Origin of the sequence: Chitinophaga sp. H8 (genome assembly GCF_040567655.1) — a bacterium.
GTDB lineage: Bacteria > Bacteroidota > Bacteroidia > Chitinophagales > Chitinophagaceae > Chitinophaga > Chitinophaga defluvii.
This window is the reverse complement of record NZ_JBEXAC010000001.1, coordinates 2,672,655-2,694,329: the sequence shown is the minus strand read 5'-3', so window position 1 is coordinate 2,694,329 and position 21,675 is coordinate 2,672,655. Positions and strand designations below refer to the sequence as shown.

Annotated in this window: 16 protein-coding genes; 10 read left to right on the top strand and 6 right to left on the bottom strand. The window is 44.7% G+C overall.

What is annotated here, in order from left to right; all coding sequences use genetic code 11:
- Position 1: 1 nt before the first annotated feature.
- Positions 2–487 carry a hypothetical protein gene (locus ABR189_RS10120; RefSeq protein ID WP_354660361.1) on the bottom strand — a complete coding sequence of 162 codons (486 nt, stop codon included), beginning with the start codon at positions 485–487 and terminating at the stop codon, positions 2–4.
- A gap of 3 nt (positions 488–490) precedes the next feature.
- Positions 491–871 carry an SRPBCC domain-containing protein gene (locus ABR189_RS10115; RefSeq protein ID WP_354660360.1) on the bottom strand — a complete coding sequence of 127 codons (381 nt, stop codon included), beginning with the start codon at positions 869–871 and terminating at the stop codon, positions 491–493.
- A gap of 111 nt (positions 872–982) precedes the next feature.
- Between ABR189_RS10115 and ABR189_RS10110 the strand changes: the two genes are divergently transcribed.
- On the top strand, positions 983–1,723 hold the full coding sequence (locus tag ABR189_RS10110) for a phosphatase PAP2-related protein (RefSeq protein WP_354660359.1): 741 nt from the start codon (positions 983–985) through the stop codon (positions 1,721–1,723).
- Positions 1,724–1,862: 139 nt separating this feature from the next.
- On the opposite strand, the gene ABR189_RS10105 is transcribed toward ABR189_RS10110, so the two are convergent.
- From ABR189_RS10105 to ABR189_RS10095, 3 genes are all read right to left on the bottom strand, one after another.
- Complete coding sequence (locus ABR189_RS10105) at positions 1,863–2,669, bottom strand: phytanoyl-CoA dioxygenase family protein (RefSeq protein ID WP_354660358.1); 807 nt, start codon at positions 2,667–2,669, stop codon at positions 1,863–1,865.
- Positions 2,670–2,966: 297 nt separating this feature from the next.
- Complete coding sequence (locus ABR189_RS10100; protein WP_354660357.1) at positions 2,967–3,776, bottom strand: SDR family NAD(P)-dependent oxidoreductase; 810 nt, start codon at positions 3,774–3,776, stop codon at positions 2,967–2,969.
- A gap of 127 nt (positions 3,777–3,903) precedes the next feature.
- On the bottom strand, positions 3,904–5,340 hold the full coding sequence (locus ABR189_RS10095) for an arylsulfatase (RefSeq protein ID WP_354660356.1): 1,437 nt from the start codon (positions 5,338–5,340) through the stop codon (positions 3,904–3,906).
- 213 nt (positions 5,341–5,553) lie between these two features.
- Between ABR189_RS10095 and ABR189_RS10090 the strand changes: the two genes are divergently transcribed.
- From ABR189_RS10090 to ABR189_RS10065, 6 genes are all read left to right on the top strand, one after another.
- Positions 5,554–6,324 (top strand): phosphosulfolactate synthase, encoded by a 771-nt coding sequence (locus ABR189_RS10090; RefSeq protein WP_354660355.1) that lies wholly within the window; start codon positions 5,554–5,556, stop codon positions 6,322–6,324.
- Between the two features lie 793 nt (positions 6,325–7,117).
- Positions 7,118–10,288, top strand: coding sequence for a SusC/RagA family TonB-linked outer membrane protein (locus tag ABR189_RS10085; protein ID WP_354660354.1), 3,171 nt, complete (start codon positions 7,118–7,120; stop codon positions 10,286–10,288).
- Positions 10,289–10,319: 31 nt separating this feature from the next.
- The gene (locus tag ABR189_RS10080; RefSeq protein ID WP_354660353.1) at positions 10,320–11,873 is read left to right on the top strand and encodes a RagB/SusD family nutrient uptake outer membrane protein; all 1,554 of its coding nucleotides are present in this window, start codon (positions 10,320–10,322) and stop codon (positions 11,871–11,873) included.
- A 205-nt stretch (positions 11,874–12,078) separates the two neighbouring features.
- Positions 12,079–13,950 (top strand): beta-N-acetylhexosaminidase, encoded by a 1,872-nt coding sequence (locus ABR189_RS10075; protein WP_354660352.1) that lies wholly within the window; start codon positions 12,079–12,081, stop codon positions 13,948–13,950.
- Positions 13,951–14,086: 136 nt separating this feature from the next.
- On the top strand, positions 14,087–15,148 hold the full coding sequence (gene asnA, locus ABR189_RS10070) for an aspartate--ammonia ligase (RefSeq protein WP_354660351.1): 1,062 nt from the start codon (positions 14,087–14,089) through the stop codon (positions 15,146–15,148).
- Positions 15,149–15,284: 136 nt separating this feature from the next.
- Positions 15,285–15,716, top strand: coding sequence for a pyridoxamine 5'-phosphate oxidase family protein (locus ABR189_RS10065; RefSeq protein ID WP_354660350.1), 432 nt, complete (start codon positions 15,285–15,287; stop codon positions 15,714–15,716).
- Between the two features lie 2 nt (positions 15,717–15,718).
- Here the strand turns inward: ABR189_RS10065 and queD are convergent, their stop codons facing one another.
- Positions 15,719–16,072, bottom strand: coding sequence for a 6-carboxytetrahydropterin synthase QueD (queD, locus tag ABR189_RS10060; protein WP_354660349.1), 354 nt, complete (start codon positions 16,070–16,072; stop codon positions 15,719–15,721).
- 204 nt (positions 16,073–16,276) lie between these two features.
- On the opposite strand from queD, the gene ABR189_RS10055 reads away from it, so the two are divergent.
- The 3 genes from ABR189_RS10055 to ABR189_RS10045 all read left to right on the top strand — a co-directional run bounded on the left by ABR189_RS10055 (position 16,277) and on the right by ABR189_RS10045 (position 21,662).
- Complete coding sequence (locus ABR189_RS10055) at positions 16,277–16,834, top strand: RNA polymerase sigma-70 factor (RefSeq protein ID WP_354660348.1); 558 nt, start codon at positions 16,277–16,279, stop codon at positions 16,832–16,834.
- An 87-nt stretch (positions 16,835–16,921) separates the two neighbouring features.
- Positions 16,922–18,019 carry a FecR family protein gene (locus tag ABR189_RS10050; protein ID WP_354660347.1) on the top strand — a complete coding sequence of 366 codons (1,098 nt, stop codon included), beginning with the start codon at positions 16,922–16,924 and terminating at the stop codon, positions 18,017–18,019.
- Positions 18,020–18,209: 190 nt separating this feature from the next.
- Positions 18,210–21,662 (top strand): SusC/RagA family TonB-linked outer membrane protein, encoded by a 3,453-nt coding sequence (locus tag ABR189_RS10045; protein ID WP_354660346.1) that lies wholly within the window; start codon positions 18,210–18,212, stop codon positions 21,660–21,662.
- Positions 21,663–21,675: the final 13 nt, after the last annotated feature.

Genomic DNA, 21,675 nt, shown 5'->3' with positions numbered 1-21,675 from the left:
TTCACGGAAACCCTATATTCAAGCTGGTCACTGCTTTCTCATAATCATACTGCAGGTCTTCATGCATCGTGGAAATAGCTTTCGTGATCTTTTTCAATTGCTGCTCCCATAAATTGACCAGCACCGTGCTTTTAGGTACCGGTATACCTGACCGTTTAAGGGTGGTGCAGAAATGCAGCAGTAATTCCACTTCTGCCTGTTTGGAGCCGGTATATTTGATATGTTTGTTGGTCAGGCGTAAAGTTTTGCGCAGGCTCTTTTTAACGATATAGGCATTAGCATCCGGCATGGCTGCAAAGGCGGTATCGATCTCTTCCTTTACGGCATCGATATAGGCTTGTATATCATGTGCCTCAAAGAGGAGGTAGGTCAGTAATTCCTTGTTTTCCTTTTTGTATTTGGCAAGGCGGATGCAAAGTTCTGCCAGTTGCGCAGGAGCTACTCTGGTTAACTGCTGTTTCAGCTCATGTATGGAGGCGGTTTTCATGAATTATTCCTGGTAAAAATCAATCAGTGCGCCAAAATACATGTTGTCCCATCCTGCTGCGATATCATGAAAGTCGCCGTCCGGGATATTGGTATGTTTTAATTCTACAGAAGTACCGTGTTTATGCGGATGCAGGATGATGGTGACGATGGAGTCTTCTTCCTGGTCGCCAAAATACCATTGCTGAACAATTTTTTTACCCGGAACAAATTCCAGGTTTTTACCCACAATACTCTCTTCCCATAATGAAAATTCAGAACCGGGTTCAGTAGACATCTCCGCTGGTTCTCCGCTCCACAGCTGTATTGTAGCCGGATTGGTCAATGCGGCGTAAACGTCTTCAGGAGGAGCAGGGATCGTATAATACTTTTTATATTCTTTCATACAGTTGGTGGTCGTGCTAATAATAAGAAAGGTCAAAGTTAAGTTAAATCCAATGCTTATGTTAACTTTGTATGTTTGACGCCCGGTTTTAGGGGAGCACACCAAAATTACATGAGAACACAGGAAGGAAAGGTTTGTATGAAAGAAGTGCCTGAATGGAAACAGGTATGGGAGTACCCATGGTTCAGGCATCGGTTGTGGACAGGTATAGCGCTGGTATGTATGTTGCTGGCAGCGTTGCCCTTCTTTTTTCAGCATATAGAAAAGCGGGAGGGCACCGTTTTGCAGGACTTGTTACTGGCACACTTACCTGCCTATAATATGAGCGTGCCTGTATTTGCGATTATCTGGGCCTTATCGTTATTCACACTTTTCAGGAGCCGGAAGGATCCGTTTATCCTGATGACTTTCCTTTACGGGTTCTTTGTATTGCACCTGCTACGGGTGGTGACCATATCGCTGGTACCTTTAAATCCACCGGCCGGACTTATTCCCCTGCAGGATTTTCTCAGCAATGCCTTTTACGGGAAAAATTATATTACGAAGGATCTTTTTTTCTCAGGACATACGGCCTCTATGTTCCTGATGTATTTCTGTCTGAGAAGCCGGAAAGATAAAGCGATCGCTTTGGTGTGTGCTATTGCGGTAGGGCTGCTGGTATTGGTGCAGCATGTACATTACACTATTGATGTGTTGTTTGCCCCGCCATTTACTTATATCTGTTATCTTGCAGGCAGGAAGCTGAGTGGTGCACAGCGGGATCTCAAAATAAGCGCTGTGCTGGCTGCCGAAAGTTTGCCCCTGCAGGCAGAGCGCATCAAACTTAAAGGAGGCAAGAAACTCAAGGCATAAGTGTATTCGATACGGTTGCAGGAGCAGCAGGCATAGGAAATACAGTGGTTAAGAGAGCAGGCAACTATAATCGCATTATAAAATAAAAAGCTGATGGCGGGGTGACCGTCATCAGCTTTTTACTTTCAGCTTGCACTAATTATTTAACCAGTCCGGCAAACTTCTGATAGAAGAGGGTAGGGCTGTTTTCGTCTCTCGGAACATATTTTCCGGCAATGATCGGAATATAGATCACTCTTCTGCGGCTGCTTTCGCCTACAACAGAAGATTGTGCTACGCGGTGCCACAGACGGCCGTCATGAACGGTGAGGTCGCCAGCTTCCGGCATGATCGCAATTTCATTTTTATCCGGGCGATGATCAAAGAAGTACCGTTTCCGGAACAACATGCTCATCAGGCTTTGTTTATGGGTACCGGGAATGATCCTTAACCCGCCGTTTTCAGGTTGAAGCGTGCTTAAGTGCAGGCCAACATTCAACATGGGGTTTAAACGACCTCCGATAAAGATATCCCGGAGCCCGTCGGTATGCCAGCCCATTTTGGTAAACTTGCTGTTTTCGCCATTTACATAGTGATTGAACACCATGCCGTCTTTTTCATTTGCACCAATCCTTGCGCCGGGGCCTATCAGGTCCAGTAATGCGTTTAATTCAGGTTTTTTTATGAAATCTGCTAAAAAAGGTGCGTGTTGATTAATGAAGGCAAAACGTTGTACAATCCTTTTCCCATCCAGATCATTACCATATTTGATGGGTACTCCGTTGATCTTCTCCACATTGTCGGCGATCCATTTTTGTTCTACTTCCTGAGATGATTTTATGATTTGCTGAACCGTTTCAGGAGACATGAAATGCTTAAAGTGAATGAACCCGTGAGTATCAAAAAACTGACGTTGTTCCGGTGTCAGTTTTTCCAATAAGGTGAACGTTTGATAATTAGTTGCCATATTGTTTACGAATGTTAAATTGTCAGGGACTTTTAAAATTATTTATACCGGCTCCTACACAGACCGGTTGCTACAGTGAATAAGGAGGACAGGTTCGGAGGTTAGCTACAACAATGAGGACAAGTTTTGCTTAAAGCAAGGAAATTGAATAAGCTCTCGGAAATAGTTATTGTTGTGGTCATCATGATTATAGTCTATATTTTTAGCATAGTAAATATAGCTATTTTTCGCATATTAACAAATTGTTAAAAAATAATATGGGTCATAGCTATAACCGTTTCTATCCTTGTCAGTATGTTAGGTGTTAGTATTGGCAGGCGCCACCGGAGTAGCTTTTTTATACAGTCCGGCAGCAATATTTTCCACCATTACTTTAGGGAAAATACGGGTAGCCATGGCTGAAAGATAATTTATGATGCCGGGGATCATTTCTGCTTTTTTGCGGAACATGCCTTTAATAGCACTTGCGGCCACTTCATCCGGATGCATTCCAAACCGTTCGGCAGTAGCTTTAATAGAGGTAAGTCCTGCACGGTCTATAAACCCGGTATTGATAGGACCGGGGCAGAGGCAACATACGGTGATACCCTTATTTTTCCATTCATGCCTTAATCCCCTGGTAAAAGAAAGGACAAACACTTTGGAAGCGGCATAGAGGCTGAGGGTGGGCACTGCCTGGTAGGCAGAGGTACTGGATACATTTAAAATATAGGACTCCGGCTGTTGTTGCAACAAAGGAATGATCTTATAGGTAAGCGCTACCAATGATTGCATATTCAGTTGCAACATATTGAGCTGGCTTTCCAGGGATTGTTCATGGAACTTGCCCCAGAGGCCATAACCGGCATTATTAATCAGGATGGAGATATTAAAACCAGGGCGGTTACACCAGTCATATACTTTTTGAGCCGCCTCTGGCAATGACAGGTCAATAGCCAGGTAAGTAACAGCCACATTGTAGGTATGCGACAGGAAGCGGGACAATGCTTCCAGCTCTTTTTCAGAACGGGCTACGAGCAACAGGTTATATTTCCTTTTTGCCAGCTGTTCTGCCATGGATTTGCCTAACCCTTTGCTTGCTCCTGTGATTAATGCGTAAGATGACATATCTGGTTTATATAAAGCGGCAAAGGTATTATATTTTTAAATATTTTTTATGTGGAAAGAGAAAACCCTTGTTGATAAAGCAGTATGGCTTTACCAGCAAGGGGGTATATCATGCATGCCTGGCTGTTTATGGCCAGAAGGGGAAATCCTTGTTTTCCGTCCGGGCCTCCTGCATGATCTGTACGATTTGTTTTACTACTTCCGGATGAGCGGTAGCAAGGTCGGTCGTTTCTGCCGGATCTTTCTCCAGGTCGTATAATGCTACCGGTGCCTGCGGGTTTTTCAGCGCTTTTAAACGGATCCCTTTCCAGGAGCCGATACGTACTGCCTGTTTGCCACCATCCTCATGAAACTCCCAATAGAGGTATTTATGTTGAGGTTGGTTTTTGGCGCCGGTTAAAGTGGGCAGGAAAGAAATACCGTTGATATAAGCCGGTGTTTTGGTTTGAGCGATAGCGGCGAAGGTGGGCATAAAATCCCAGAAGGCGCCCATATGGGCAGAAGTGCTGCCTGCCTTGATTTTGCCTGGCCAGTAAGCAATCATGGGCTCCCGGATACCACCTTCGTACATATCCCTTTTGATGCCACGAAAACCTGCACTGCTGTTAAAAAAGACTGGATCATTGCCGCCTTCCCGGTGAGGGCCATTGTCGCTCGTAAAAATCACCAGGGTGTTTTCTTCCAGCCCCTGTGCTTTCAGCCTTTCCAATACCTGTCCCACATAGCTATCCAGCAGGGTTACCATGGCAGCATAAGCTGCGTTGGGATAAGCCTGAGGTTCATAACCTTTCCCATCCCATGGCTGCCTGATGGTGCGGGGAGTTTCATTGAACAGTTTTTTATAGTTTTCGAAGGTACTGTCTTCCGGCACCTGCAATGCAGCATGGGGCAGGGTATAAGTCAGATATAGGAAGAACGGCTTTTCTTTATTGTCGTCAATAAAGGCAAGTGCTTTTTCCTGGATGATCGCAGGGGCATATTGTTGCTTGTTTTTCCAGTTGTCCGGAAAATTTACCCGGGTATCATTTTGCCACAAATGGTCCGGATAATAATTATGTGACTGGCGCTGGCAGTTGTAGCCATAGAAAGTATCAAAGCCTTGCTGTACCGGATCGCCGGAGGTGCCGATGAAACCCAGGCCCCATTTACCAAAATCGCCGGTAGTATATCCTGCCTTTTTCAGCATGGTGGCGATAGTGACCGTGGAATCGGGGAGTGGCCACTGGCCTTCCGGTTCTATTTCCTTATTACCACGGATAGGCGTACGTCCGGTATGCTGTCCGGTCATCAATGATGCACGGGAAGGGGCACATACGGGGCAGCCCGCATAGAATTGTGAGAAGCGCATACCATTGGCGGCCATTTTATCCAGGTAAGGGGTACGTATTTTGGTTTGCCCATATACCCCCACATCGCCAATACCCATATCGTCTGCTACAATTAATACTATGTTGGGCTGTTTAGGCTGGTGTCCTGTGCTGCTTTTTTTGCTGACAGGTTGCCCGCAGGCCAGGATACTTCCGGCCATGAAAAACAGCAGCAGCATGTACTTCAGTTTTTTCATGCAATGATTTTATAATTACCACTTGGATGTAGATATCAGGTTGTATACCGGCCCTTTCTTTGCAAGGGAAGTACCAAAGATAATCGTTAGAGGATAAACGTGGTAACCCTTTAAAGTAACCGGATATATTTTTTATTTGAATTTCGCGAACGCCTTTCCCTCAAATATGACTAATTTTGATACATCATCCGTAAAAGAAAATAAGCGAATTATATGAATTTTCAGCTGAACAGTATTCCGGAAAGAACAGTAAAGCCAAGGCAATCCGGCCTTACTATGGTAACAGATAAAGGCTTGAGTTTAAGGGATGTAGAGAATTTTGTGGAAGTGGCCTCCGCTCACATTGATATCGTAAAACTCGCTTTTGGTACCGCTTATGTAACTCCCAACCTCCGGGCAAAGATTGAGGCTTACCAGTCCAAAGGGATCCCGGTGTATTTTGGGGGGCTGCTATTTGAAGCGTTTATCATTCGTAACCAGTTTGAGGATTATTTAAACATGATTAAGGACTACGATATTTCTTATATGGAAGTATCAGATGGTTCTATTAATATTCCACACGCGGAAAAGTGCGGATATATAGAAAAGCTGACCAAATATGGAAAGGTATTAAGTGAAGTAGGCTCCAAGGATAAAGACCGGGAGCATGTGACCCCACCTTATAAATGGATAGAATTGATGAAAGCAGAGTATAGCGCTGGTGCTTCTTATGTGATTGCGGAGGCCCGTGAAACCGGTACCGTAGGATTGTATCGTGATTCCGGAGAGGTGAGGGAAGGGTTGGTACAGGAGATACTTACAAAAATCCCGGCAGAAAAGATTATATGGGAAGCTCCCCGCAAAGACCAGCAGTTATATTTCCTGGGCGTATTAGGTTGTAATGCCAACCTGGGCAATATTGCCTTTGACGATGTTATCCCATTAGAAGCGATGCGGGTAGGTTTAAGAGGAGATACCTTTCATTTATACCTTAACGGAAAATAAGCTGTCAGACATAAAACAAAAGCCGGTTGTATTAGACAACCGGCTTTTGTTTTTTATGGGAGATTGTTGTTCGTTTTTTCACTACCTATTTCCACTGCATTTTGCCTTGTTGCATTGCAATTTTTTATTGTTGGTAGCCCCCGTTGAAATATAAAATTCAAAAAGTATTATTTTTTTGCAAAATCGTTTTAGTTATGAAAAAGATTTCTATTTTTGTGGAGATACTGATTTAGTATTGACTTGTTTATTCAGATACCAAAATCCACCAAAGGTCCCCGTGCAGGTAGTTTAATTTTTAAAAAGAAATTTTTACGCTGGTTTTTGCGATACTATGATGAATCATTCCATTTCAATTCACTGCAAAATCGATTTTATGGTAGTTAAAAGTACATTGCCTTAATTGATTCAAACACGTTATTCAGGTATCATAGTAATGAAACATCAGTACATTTCATTATTATGTTTTTTACACATGACCAAATCTTTATCTCGTACTGTTATTAATTGAACTTAGTTGCTTTCGTGATGATTGTAGCACACCAGGGCGTTAAATCCTGCTGTAGCGTACAAGTTACAGCGTAGGGTTTATTACGGCCGCTTGTTATTCGTGCATTTCAAACATTCACACCTGAACATTTAGCGCATATCGCATTCCATTCAAATGGGATACGGGTTTACTATGGGTAATTCCCGGCAGTATTGCGCTTGTCTGACAGCTCCGCCTCAGGGTGGGTGGGGGAGCCTTTTGCCAAGAGATTCCACTTATCACTAATAATCCTAAATCACAAAACGTATGAAGAAAAAATTAACCTTCCTGATGCGGGCTGGCGTGCAAACAACATGGCTGCTGCTGATGTGTTTGCTGGCGGTTTCCCAGTCGAGGAAAATTACCGGTAAAGTAACAGATGCCAATGATAAAACAGCATTGCCAGGTGTAACTGTACAGGTAAAGGGATCCTCGACAGGTACACAAACAAAGCCGGATGGTACCTATGCTATTGAAGTACCTCAGAATGCCGCCACCCTTACCTTTTCATTTGTTGGCTACACTACCCAAGAAAGAGAGATTGGATATGGTCTTGTTGTAAATGTTACAATGTCGGCAGATGTAAAATCTTTACAGGATGTAGTTGTTATTGGTTATGGTACACAAAAACGTTCGGACGTTACCGGTGCAGTAGCCTCCATAAGAGGAGCTGCATTAAAAGAAAGAGAAGCCCCTTCTGTCAACCAGGCACTGGCAGGCAGGATTCCAGGGGTATCCGTGAGCGTAAACTCCGGTCGTCCGGGAGGACAAACTGCCGTGAGAATCCGTGGTTTCAGCTCCATCAACACTACCAATAACCCCTTGTATGTATTGGATGGAGTGGCATTGCCCATGGGTACACAAGCCAATAACAGTAATGCGATTGACTTCATTAACCCCTCGGATATCGCTTCCGTGGAAGTATTGAAAGATGCTTCCGCAACAGCTATTTATGGTGCCAGAGGTGCCAACGGGGTAATCCTGATTACCAGTAAAAGAGGTATACCCGGCCCACCCAGACTTACCTATGATGTGAGCGTAAGTACCAATACTATCGGGCCACACCGGGTAAAAATGCTGGATGCAAAAGAATTTGTAAAAGTGGAAGACCTTACTTACGAGAATATCAAAGTGTATGACCCGGTAGGTTGGGCTAATGGTGACTATGCCAAGAAAGTAGTGCCTAAAGTAAAGCGGGCAGGTATACCCGAACTGTTTGACAGCAACGGTGATCCTTTGTATAATACGGATTGGTTAAAAGAGTCGGTACAACATAAGATTTCACAGAATCATCAGTTAGGCTTCAGCGGCGGTAACGGCGACAATACTTATGGTATTTACGTGGGTTACCGGGATGATGAAGGGTTATTGCTGAACTCTTATCTGAAACGCTATTCTGCCAGGTTTAATTTTGACAGCAAAATGAAGGAATGGCTCACCGTAGGGGGAAGCCTTACGTATAACAGCCAGGAAGAAAACATTGTAGATCAGGGTACCGGTGGATTAAACTCCGTGAGGATGATCACGGAAGCCTTTCCGTTTTTGCCGGTAAAAATGCCCAATGGTGTATGGGGGGATAATCAGTTGTACCCGGGAGCAGAAGGAGGATCTAACCCGGTACATATCCTGACTGACCGCAAGCTGATTATGAACACACAAACTGCATTGGGTAGTTTGTATTCAAACATCACTTTTGCCAAAGGGCTGGAAATGAAAACCGTATTAGGGGTGGATGTAGTCACCAGGGGAATCAATGAATATGCTGCCAGGGAGCTGTATGGTATTTCCAATGGTCAGAAAGGGATCGCCAATGCGCTGAATGGCAGGGAAAGTTACTGGTCACTTGAAAATTACCTGACGTATAACAAACGTATTAACCAGGTGCATGCAATTAATGCCTTGCTGGGGATAGCCTGGCAGGAATCCAATTTTTACGGTTTTGGCGCACACTCAGAAAACTTTAATACAGACTATTATCAGACGAATAACCTGGGAGCAGGATCCAGTGCGATCTCTGTAAATTCTTCCAGGGACCGCAGTGCCTTTAACTCTTACTTTGGAAGGGTAAACTATAGCTTCAAGGATAAGTATATGCTGACAGCTACCGGTCGTATAGACGGTTCCTCCAAATTTGGTGCTAATCATAAATACGCTTTCTTTCCCTCCGCAGGTTTAGCCTGGAGAGCCTCAGAAGAACCTTTCCTGAAAGGGAATACGCTGGTGTCCAATCTGAAATTGCGGACCAGTTATGGGGTGACCGGTAACTCTGAAATTCCTTCCTATGCCCCTTTGCAAACCCTGAGCGCAGGTAATAGTAACGGGAATGATTACCGTGCCATTATTGGTGGTCAGCAGGTAACCGGTACCGGGCTTTTCCGTTTGGATAATCCGGATCTGAAATGGGAAAGAACCGCCCAATTTGATGGAGGTATAGAACTGGGATTATTGAAGAACCGGATCTCCCTGGAAGTGGATTATTACTACCGTAAAACCACCGACATGTTGCTGGATGCACCTGTACCACGCACCAGCGGGTATGCTACCATCCGTAAGAACATCGGCTCTATGGAAAACAAAGGACTGGAAATAGGATTGAGCACTGTGAATATTGAAAGTGCCAACTTCTCCTGGACCAGTGCCTTTAATATTTCCCTGAATAAGAATAAGGTACTCTCCCTGGCTACCCCGGCAGATATCTTTGGGGTGGGTAATCCCAATTTCACCAACCAGACCGGTATTATCCGTATAGGCGAACCGGTAGGTTCCTTCTGGGGCCTGGACAGGCTGGGTACCTGGAGTGAAGCAGAAAGAGCAGAAGCCGCCAAGTTTGTGAGCTACCGCGGTGGTAAGCCCATCCTTCCCGGAGATATTAAATACAGGGATGTAAATGGGGATTATGCCATCAATGATGCCGACCGCATGATCATCGGGAATGGTAATCCTAAAGGATGGGGCGCCTTTATCAACACCTTTAAGTATAAAAACCTGGAATTAACAGTAGACCTGCAATACAGCTATGGCGCAGATGTGCTGAACATGCAGCATCACTCCGGAGAAGACCGTCAGGGACAAGCCAACAGCTTTGCCAGTGTATTAAATGCCTGGACACCTACCAACCAGAATACACCGATTGCAGCTATCCGCGACCAGAATGCCGGATATGTTACCAATGTGGATACCCGCTGGGTGGAAGACGGTTCATTTATCCGTGGCAGGAACTTGCTGTTAGGATATAATTTCAAGGAAGAGAAGATAAAAAGTATCCATCTGAATAAGCTGCGGATCTATGCTTCTGTTCAGAACTTTTTCCTGATCACCAACTACAGTGGTAATGATCCGGAAGTAACTACTTATGGAAATGCGTTTGCACAGGGACAAACATTCTTTGATTATCCTAAGCCAACTACGTTTACCCTGGGCCTGAATGTGGGTCTGTAATGATCATTTTTCATTTCAAAAAGCGAACCGTATGAAATTGAATATAAAAAATATGAGTACACTGCTGATTTCCGGCTTTATGTTGCTGGGAACAGGGTGTTCGAAATTCCTGGAGCAAACGGATCCTTCCAATGTATCTCCGGATAATTATTATACCATACCTGAGCATGCAGAATCTGCTATTGCAGCAACTTATGCCCAGATGAGGTTTATAGGAGCCGGCGCAGGGATCTTCTCCAATAACTTTCAACTGCTGGATGCGCCAACAGGTATCACCAATACAGAAACAGCGCAGAACTCTGACCTTAACAATCTTTATTCACTGATCTATGACGGGAATAACCTGCATATTAATCAATGGTGGAACGGATTGTATAAAACCATTGGGCTGGCTAACCTGGTGATAGAAAAAGTACCGGGTATTCCACGCATGGATGAAGGGCAACAGAAAAGAATACTGGGAGAAGCGCGGTTTGTACGTGCCTGGTCTTATTTTTATCTCGTAAGGTTATGGGGCGATGTGCCGTTGATCACCAAACCGCAATCCACTACTTCGGAAGATTTTTTTCCTTCCCGGGCTACCCAGGAAGATGTCTATAAGCTGATTGTAGATGATCTTACAGCTGCGGAATCTTCAGGATTAGGCTGGATGGATGCCACCGGAAGAGTGCCTATGGCAGCGATAAAATCCCTGCTGGCAAAGGTGTACCTTACCATGGCAGGTTTCCCGCTGAACAAGGGCGCTGCTCATTACAAGCTGGCTGCTGATAAAGCCAAAGAGGTGGTAGATTATGCAACAGCGCATCCTGCCGAGATAGATTTGTATCCTACGTATAACCAGATTCATGCAGTAGGCAGCAATAATAAGCTGGAGCATATTTTTGAAATACAGTACAAGTCTGATATAACCGGCAATCCTTTACAAAGCTGTATGTTGCCATTGCATCAACCGGTTTCTTCTATTGATGGCATCGGCACTACGGTACCTACTGCCGCTTTTTATGCTTCTTATGAAGCCGGAGATCTTCGTGCAAAAAACAGGGAAGGGTATTTCTTTTCCGATTACTGGAAAGATGGAAAAGGCCCCGGCCTGTATGATCCGGGAAACGTTTACATTTTCAAACACTTTGATATCATTGCCAATGGTTCCCTGGGGGTAGCAGGCACTAACCAGAGTAATCTGAACCTGCCCCTGATCCGGTATGCAGAAGTATTGCTGATCTATGCTGAGGCACAAAATGAAGCAGGAGGCGCACCCAATGCAGCAGCATATGATGCGATGAAACGGATACGGGACCGTGCAAAACTGACGACTCCTGCTATTGGTACTTTTAACCAGGCCACTTTCCGGGAAGCGGTATGGAAAGAGCGCTGGCATGAGCTGTGTTATGAAGGGATCCTGTGGTTTGACATGGTACGGTTAAAGAAAGTGTATAATGAAACCACTAAAGGGTTCGACAATTTTGTAGGGCATGTGAACAAGAATTCAAATCAGGCATTGCAGGAAAAACACCTGTTGTTCCCATTGCCGGTAAATGAAATGAAGAACAACCCTAATCTGAAGCCTGATAATCCCGGATATTGATCCGTTTTGAAATAGCCTTTTTTGCTTGATTCCATATTTTTATTGATTGTTTTTCATCCGGACCCTTATACAAACCAGGCCGTCTCCAAAAGGAGACGGCTTTTCTTTTGTCAAAATGGTATGTAAGAAAGCTTAATTTCTATAGGGCCTCACAATTTGTAAGTGGTACATTGGAGGTCTTATTAACCATTTTAAATTGTTGTTGGTGAAAAGTTATATGTATTTCTGCTGGCTGTTGTTGCTCTGTTACACTGCAAGTGCACAGTCTGTTGCACCCATCATTCCGGTACCTGTATCCGCAAGCTGGCAGGCAGGAACTTTTACGTTAAACCCGCAGACGGTGATACAGGTACCCGCCGGAAATAAAGTTTGCCGGGATGCGGCATCCTTACTGGCATCATTGCTGGCGGCACCTACCGGGATGCGTCCGCCTATTGCATCAGCAGCCGGCAAGTACGGTACCATTGAGTTCCGCGTATTACCGGTACCTGATAAGACATTAGGTAAAGAGGGGTATAACCTGGAGGTAACTCCCCGGCGGATAATAATAAAAGCCAAAGAACCTGCTGGCTTCTTTTATGGTATACAAACCCTTCTGCAGCTATTACCGCCGGAGATAGCGGGCAGCACCCGGGCAGCGGCTAAATGGCAGATGCCCTGTGTGCAGATCACCGACTATCCACGTTTTGGGTGGAGAGGGCTGATGCTGGATGTAAGCCGTCATTTTTTTTCCAAGGAAGTGGTCAAACAATATATTGACCAGATGAGCAAATATAAACTCAATGTATTTCACTGGCATTTAACAGATGACCAAGGATGGCGGATAGAAATTAAAAGTCTGCCGGAACTTACCACTAAAGGAGCCTGGCGGGTACCCCGCACCGGTCAGTGGTGGAGTTTTTTACCTGCACAGCCAGGAGAAGCCCCTACCTACGGTGGCTACTATACGCAGGAAGAGATTAAAGAAATTGTACAATATGCGGCCGACAGGCATATTACCGTATTGCCGGAAATAGATGTGCCCGGCCATAGTCTGGCCATGCTGGCAGCCTATCCGGAATTATCTTCCACCGGCCTGCCTTATAAAGTGAATCCCGGCAGCAAGTTTTACGGCATAGAGGACAATGCATTATGTCCGGGCAATGAAAAAGTGTATACGATACTTGATCAGGTATTTACAGAAGTAGCCGCTTTATTTCCCCATCCCTATATACATATAGGCGGGGATGAATGTTTTAAAGGCTTTTGGAAAACCTGTGAGAAATGCCAGCGTTGCATGAAGGAAAACCATCTGCAGAACGTAGAAGAATTGCAAAGTTATTTTATCCGGCGCATGGAAAAAATGCTGCATGCCAAGGGTAAGAAAATGATCGGATGGGATGAGATACTGGAAGGAGGACTGGCCCCGGATGCTACGGTGATGAGCTGGCGGGGTATGGAAGGGGGGATTAAAGCAGCCCAGATGAACCATCATGTAATTATGACGCCCACCCAGCATTGTTACCTGGATCTGTACCAGGGAGATCCGGTACTGGAGCCTGATACTTATTCCATGTTGCGCCTGGAAGATGCCTATCGTTTTGAGCCGGTGCCTGCAGGTGTAAAGCCCGAAATGATATTAGGCGGCCAGGGTAATCTGTGGACAGAATCTGTGTATAATCAGCGGCATGCCGAGTACATGACCTGGCCCCGTGGCCTGGCATTGGCGGAGGTATTGTGGTCGCCAAAAGAAAAACAGCACTGGGATGGGTTTGTAGATCGGATGGAAGCGCATTTTGCACGGTTTGACGCGGCGGGCGTGAACTATGCACGCAGTGTATATACACCGGTAGTACAACTGGAAGAGCTGCAGGGCAAAAAAGCAGTAAAAATAACTACTGCAACGGCAGATACAGACGTGTATTATAGTTTTGACAATGGCAACCCCGATAAGTATTATCCTGTGTATAAACAACCCTTGCCCTTACCTGAAGGGGCCTATGAGATCAGAATAGTGGTATACAGAAAGGGAAAACGGGTAGGAGAGCAGCTGAATCTCCGGATAAAAGAGCTGGAAAACCGGATGAAAAAAGGGTAATGTCATATAAAAGCAAAATTTCCTTTATTTGATTGCATATATCAAAAAGCGGATTTTAACATAATTTGTTGCAAAAAATATGACATTTTGATAGAAAAAATCTAATTTGCGGCTGTTGTATTTAATGTGAAACAATATGGAAACAGGATTTAAGCAAGCCGCACCAGGATTAATTTTCCCGCAGGGATACAGTTCCGGACTTACCTTGCAGCAAACTGCGCAGGCTATCCGGCAGGTGAAGAGTTTTTTTGAAGCAAATTTCAGTAATACACTGGATCTGAGTCGTGTGATGGCTCCTCTTTTTGTATTGCAGGGCACCGGGGTGAATGATGATCTCAATGGAATAGAGCGGCCGGTTGCTTTTCCGATAAAAGCGCTGGGCAATGCCCGGGCGGAGGTAGTACATTCCCTGGCAAAGTGGAAACGCATGATGCTGGCCGAATATGAAATCAGTGCCGGCTGTGGTATATATACAGATATGAATGCCATCCGCCCGGATGAAGAACTGGATAATACGCATTCTCTTCATGTGGACCAGTGGGATTGGGAGCTGCACATTACAAAAGCAAGCAGGCACCTGGACTACTTAAAAGAAGTAGTGCGTAAAATTTATGGGGTATTAAGAGCTACGGAAGAGAAAGTACATCAGTTGTATCCTCATATCACCCCTGTATTGCCGGAGCAGATTCATTTTATTCATGCAGAAGAGCTGTTACAGTTGTATCCGGACCTGACTGCCAAGGAGCGGGAAGACCGGATTACCTTAAAGTATGGTGCTGTATTCCTGATAGGTATTGGCGGTGAATTGTCTGATGGTAAGCCACATGATGGCCGTGCACCGGACTATGATGACTGGCATACAGATAATGGAGAGGGTTTTAAAGGATTGAACGGCGACATCTTATTGTGGAACCCCGTTCTGGAAAAGGCTTTTGAAGTTTCTTCCATGGGGATAAGGGTAGATAAAACGGCGCTGATACAGCAGCTGGCTATCCGTGAGCAGGAACATCGTATGCATCTGCTGTTTCACCAACGGTTGTTAAAAGATGAATTGCCATTAAGTATAGGTGGTGGCATCGGTCAATCGCGTTTGTGCATGTTTTTCCTGCGTAAAGCGCATATTGGAGAGATTAATGCAAGCATCTGGCCGGAAGAGATGATCCAGGAATGTAAACAACACAACATTTATTTATTGTAGGAACAAGCCCTCCTCAGGTATAGGTGCATATTTCCACCAGTGCGTTGTAAAATGCCGGTAGAAATATGCACTTTTTGTTTGCCGTCAGTTGACAAATATCATAGTACAGTAGCCCACCCGGATTTACCTTTGGCATATGCAAAGTATATTATCCGGCTTTCTTGCAAAGCAGCGCGTGGCCACTATTTGCTGCATAGATGAAAACAATGCTCCCTATTGTTTTAACTGTTTTTATGCCTTTGAAGAAACACGGCACCTGCTTTTGTTTAAGTCTGGTGATGAGACGCTGCACATGCAATTATTAGCACAAAATGAAAAAGTGTCTGGTACTATTTTGCCGGATAAGTTACAGTTGCTGGCATTGAAAGGTATTCAGTTTACCGGCACTTTCCTGGGCAGTCATCCTCCTGCAGCGCTGGACCTGGCCCAACTTTATCATAAACGGCACCCACTGGCGGTGGGGCGTCCGGGTAAGGTGTGGGCAGTACAGCTGGAAAAACTGAAACTGACAGACAGTACCGCCATCTTCGGTAAAAAAACATACTGGGAGAAAACGGATTACCCCTGATTTTACCCTTCATAGATTACACCAGAAGTAGGTGTTTCATATAATTCCAGCCGTTTCAGCAATGGTAGCACGGGCTTTATCTGCTGCCAAATCCACACTACCAGCATTTCACTGGTGGGGTTTTCAAGTCCGGGAATATTGTTTAACAGCTGATGATCTACCTGCTCAATCACAGGAGCAATGGCTTTTTTGAGATCGCCATAATCAATTACCCAACCCAGGTTTTCCTGTAAAGGACCGTCGATCAGCACGGTAAGATGGTAAGTATGTCCGTGTATGTTTTTACATTTATGGCCATCGGGCACATTAGGCAGAAAATGTGCCGCATCAAATATAAACTGCTTGGATATTATCATGAGATTGTTTTAACCAGGCAGCAAAGGTGAAGGTGTTCCGGATAAATAAAAATGATTTTGATCATACGGATGACCAGCGGAAGGCAAAAAGGAAGAAATAAGGTAAAAAAACATTAGTACCAGAGAAATTATAGGTATTGAAATTAGCAAACAGGGGATACCTTGCTGCTATTAAAGCGTTGTAGCGGTTATAACCATTTGTAGATGGACTTATTGTTGGAAAAGATATCGCGGAATAATGATCAGTTGGCATTTCGCCAGCTGTTTATGCAGTATAGCGACCGGCTGATTGTGTTTGCGATGGCTTTACTGCATTGCCGGGAGGAAGCGGAAGAAGCCGTTTCCGATGTATTTGTGAAGGTCTGGCAGAACCGGGCACAATTAGGAGATATCCGCAATATCAATACCTACCTTTATACTGCTGTCCGTAACACCGCCTATAATTACCGGGAACGTTCCGGCCCGGTATTGGAAATGCTGCCTGGCGAATATGTACATGTGGCTATCAATGCCTGGACCGCCTCTCCGGAAGAAATGCTGATCAGTAAAGAAAACCTGCGCCGCATTGAACAAGCGATTAATCAGCTGCCAGCCCGGTGCAAACTGATTTTCAGGCTGGTAAAAGAAGATGGGCTAAAATACCGGGAAGTAGCCACTATCCTGGATGTATCCATAAATACTATCAATACCCAGATGGCAATTGCCCTGAGAAAGCTGGGAGAAGTCATAGATATCCGGCAGCATTTTGGCTGGATAGATTAAATATTTTTGATTTTTTTTTGCCCCGCTTCATAGTATTTCTGAAAAATACTGTCTTATCTATAGTATCACTGCAATATTTCAATTTTGATGGAAAATAGACAAAGGCTTTGGGAGCTGATGGCCAAGCGTGTATCCGGTGCCTTGACAGAACAGGAGCAAGCAGAGCTGGACAGCTTACTGGCAGCAGACAAGGAAGTGGCACAACAACAGCAGCTATTGGAAAAGGTATCTTTTAATAGTGCTGGCAAGTTTACCGCTGATCAAAAGGAAGGTATGCTGGACCGGATCATGGGTAATATTGCCATGGAAGAAACAGCAACTCCCATTCAGGAAACCGGGCATCGTCGCTGGCGTTACCGGTTGCTGGCAGGGATAGGTGTATTACTGGTGGCTGGTGTATGGAGCTATATGACAGGATGGCCCTGGAGTGGAAAGGAAAGCATAGCTGAATGGAGCACTGTACAAACCAAACCCGGTTCCAAATCAAGGGTAACCTTACCGGATGGTACATTGGTAGTACTGAATGCCGGGAGTGTATTATCCTATCCCAATGATTTCGGGCAAAAGAAAAGAGAGGTGCAATTAACCGGAGAGGGATATTTTGATGTAGTGAAAATGGCAGAACACCCCTTTATTATTCATACGCCTACCATTGATGTGAAAGTTCTGGGTACCACTTTTAATGTAAGAGCCTACGGAGACGAAGCACATACAGAAACTACATTGATCAGCGGAGGGGTGGAAGTTACCGTGCATGATGAACGGAGGCAGCGGATCACCCTTAGTCCACATGAGAAATTACTGGTAGCCAATGCGATTGTAAAACAGGAATTGAAAGAACCGGAAACGACCGGAGAAAAAGACAAGGCGGGAGCAATAACTGCCGATAACAGTAAATCACTGATTATACTGGAGAAAATAGAACCGGACAGAAAAGATAGTACTATACAGGAAACAGCCTGGATTGATAACAAATTTGTATACAGGAGCGAAAGTTTTTCGCAGTTAATAAAACGGATAGCGCGTTGGTACGACATTACTGTAGAGTGTGATAACCAGGAACTCCTGAACTCCCCGTTTACAGGCAATGTACAACAGGAATCACTTGAACAATTACTAAAAGTTTTACAACAGACCAAACATTTTGAATATAGTATCAGCGCCAGAAAAGTTGTTATTCATTAACCAAAACTAAATCAAACACATGCAACTAGATGCTAGTATGCCATTTCTCTCAGGATTTACCTGATAGTTATCCCTTTTTATAATAAAAAAACGGGAAATGCGCGCACATTCCCCGTTGTCAAGTATCAGGGCACCTTTACACTTAGAGGTTTCGAGGTATCCTATTGTCTGAACTCAACAAATCCAAGGTATGAAAAAATTTACTAAGTCGCGATTACCTGCCATCAGGGCAAGGGTCTTGCACATGCTATTAATTATGAAGTTCACCACGTTACTAATGTTATTGGTCGTTCAGGCATCTGCCGGCGTCTATTCACAGAAGCGTATCAGTATTAAAGTGGATGGCATTTCACTGGACAAAATGCTGCTCACATTGGAAAAGAAATCGGATTTCCGTTTCTTTTTCAACAATGATGAAATCAAAGGAGCGCAGCCTGTATCCTTAAATGTAACCGGTGCAACTGTAGAAGAGATCCTGAATAATTTACTGCCCTCGCTGAACCTGCATTACAAGGTATTGGACAATAACCTGATTGTGCTAAGTAAAACGGGTAATGACATCCGTGATAAGCGCATTAAAGGGAAAGTGGTGAATGCAAAAGGAGAGGCCTTGCCTGGCGTAACGGTAAAAGTAGCCGGTGCCAATACCGGTGCGGTTACTAATGCGAATGGGGAGTATGAACTGAATGCACCCGATGGCGCCAGCCTTGTTTTTACTTTTATTGGTCATATACAGCAGACGATTGCGGTGGAAGGCCGTGCTACCGTAAATGTTACACTCCTGGAAGATACCACCGGTTTGAATGAAGTAGTAGTGGTAGGATATGGTACCCAAAAGAAGGGAAACCTCACCGGTGCAGTAGCAGTGCTGGATGGTAAAAAACTGGAAAGTCGTCCGTTGGTAAACCTTGCACAGGGCTTACAGGGGATGGTACCCAACCTGAATATTAACCTCAACAATGGCGCACCTGGTAAAGGCGCCACCTTTAATGTAAGGGGAAATACTTCTATCAATGGAGGAGGCCCTCTGATCCTGGTGGATGGGGTACAGATGGATCCTAACCTGATCAATCCTGCGGATGTAGCGAATGTAACGGTGTTGAAAGATGCGGCTTCTGCTGCTATCTATGGTGTAAGAGGAGCATATGGTGTGATTCTCATCACTACCAAGAATCCTAAAAAGGATGCGCCGATGCGTATTAACTATTCTACTTCTTATACTGTTACGCGTCCTACACGTATGCCTAAGTATCTCAACTCCGTAGATTATATCAGGATGCACCGGGAAGCAGACCGTACCGGACAGCTGTCTGGCGGCAGTGCAGCCTCTGAGCCTTTTACAATAGAGGATTCTACCAGAGCGGCTGCATTTTTCAATGATCCGCGTAATAATCAACCCGTATATATTGATCCTTCCAATCCTTCTAAATACCGCTATGTAGGTAATACAGACTGGATCAAGGAGCTTTACCCCGGCTGGGCACCAATGATGGACCATAACCTGTCTATTTCCGGCGGCCAGGGTAAAACAGCTTATGTAGCCTCTTTTGGTTATTTTGATCAAAAGGGACTGCTTAAAGTGGCAGACGAAGATTTTAAAAGATATAATGCCAGTTTAAAGCTGAATACAGAAGCTACTTCCTGGCTGGAACTAAATATGAAAATGGCCCTGAACCGCACAGAAAGTGACAAGCCTACGCCTGCCAGTCATGGCGGCTTATCCGAAGGCTGGATCTCTGGCGACCTGCGTCCTATTATGCCAGTGTTTCATCCCGATGGACATTATTCCGGACAAGGCTCTTTTACGAATATCGTAGCATTGGCAAAACTGAATGGCCGCACCAAAGAGGCTACCAATGACTTGTGGCTTACCGGTGGCTTTGTGTTGAAACCATTAAAAAACCTGCGTATTGTAACAGACTACACCTGGAACAGCTATGGCCTTAACAATCAGCAGCATTATAAAGAGTACCTGGAGTATGGTGCTAATGGCACTGTGTTGGGTACTTTCCCCTGGTCTAAGCCCAGCAGCGTAAAGGAATCCAATAATAATGACTCCTATACCGCACTGAATGCGTATGCCGAATATGAAAAAGCATTTGGAGAGAAGCATTATTTCAAAGCTATGATCGGATACAACCAGGAGCAGAAAAAAGTAAAAGGGTTTAATGCAAGGGTTAAAAATCTGATTGATCAGACGATGCCTGCTATTAATCTGAATAATGATAATAGTCCGGTTGTAGATGGCCGTCAGTATAGCTGGGCACTGGCAGGTTCTTTTTTCAGGTTGAATTACGATTACAACAAAAAATACCTGCTGGAAGTAAATGGCCGTTATGACGGCACTTCCCGTTTCCCGGAAAATAACCGGTATGTTTTTCTGCCTTCTGTTTCTGCAGGCTGGAGAGTATCTGAAGAGTCATTCTTTGCGCCTTTGTTAAACGTGGTAAATGACCTGAAGCTACGGGCATCATATGGTATGCTGGGCAATCAGGTATTGAATCCTGACAAAAACACCAACAACGATATTTACCCTTATATCCCTACCATGCCATCTGGTAAAGTGGATTACATCTTTGATGATCAGAAGGGTATTTATGTAGGTGCTCCGGGATTGGTAAGCAGGGACTTTACCTGGGAGAAAGTAGCTACCCGGAATATAGGGTTGGATGTAACCCTGTTGAAAAACAGGTTGACGGCTACTTTTGACTGGTACATCCGCGATACAAAAGATATGCTGCTGGATGGTTATCCGCTGCCTAATATCCTGGGCACACCTGCCCCCAGGGTGAATACAGGGGAAATGCGGACAAAAGGCTGGGAGTTGGGGCTTAGCTGGAAGGACCAGATCAATGAAGACTTTTCTTACGAAGTGAATTTTGCATTGTCTGATTATTCTGCAAAAATAACCCGTTATGACCTGAACCCTACCAAAACGTTGGGCTCCAAGACCTATTATGTAGGTCAAAGTCTGGACGAAATATGGGGGTATGTAACGGATGGCTTCTTCAATACTGATGCAGAAGCAGCGAATGCAGACCAGTCTAATCTCTGGAATGGCAAATGGCTGGCCGGTGATATCCGTTTCCAGGATCTGAACGGAGATAAAAAGATCACCAGTGGTCAGAATACAGTAGATGATCCGGGAGACCGGAAAGTGATAGGCAATCAGACACCACGTTATCAGTTTGGTCTGAACCTGGGCATACAGTACCGGAACTTTGATTTTACCATGCTGATCCAGGGCATTGGTAAACGGGACGTGATGCTGGATGGCAATACTTTCTGGGGATTCAAGAGTGAGTGGGATGTACCGATGGTATATCAGCTGGATTACTGGACACCGGAGCATACCAATGCCTATTATCCCCGTCAGCGTTTTGGTGGTGGTGGTAACTTCCAGGCACAAACAAAATACCTGCAGAATGCTGCTTATGCCCGTATGAAGAATATCGCGCTGGGATATACTTTGCCTGCTTCATTAATCAAACAGATCAAACTGCAAAACCTGCGGGTGTATGTATCAGCACAGAACCTGTTTGAAATAACCAAACTGCATAAGGCGTACGATCCGGAAATATTTGATGCTAAGAATTATCCGTTGAACAGGGCCATATCTTTTGGTTTGCAACTGGGTTTATAATCATTCATAAAAA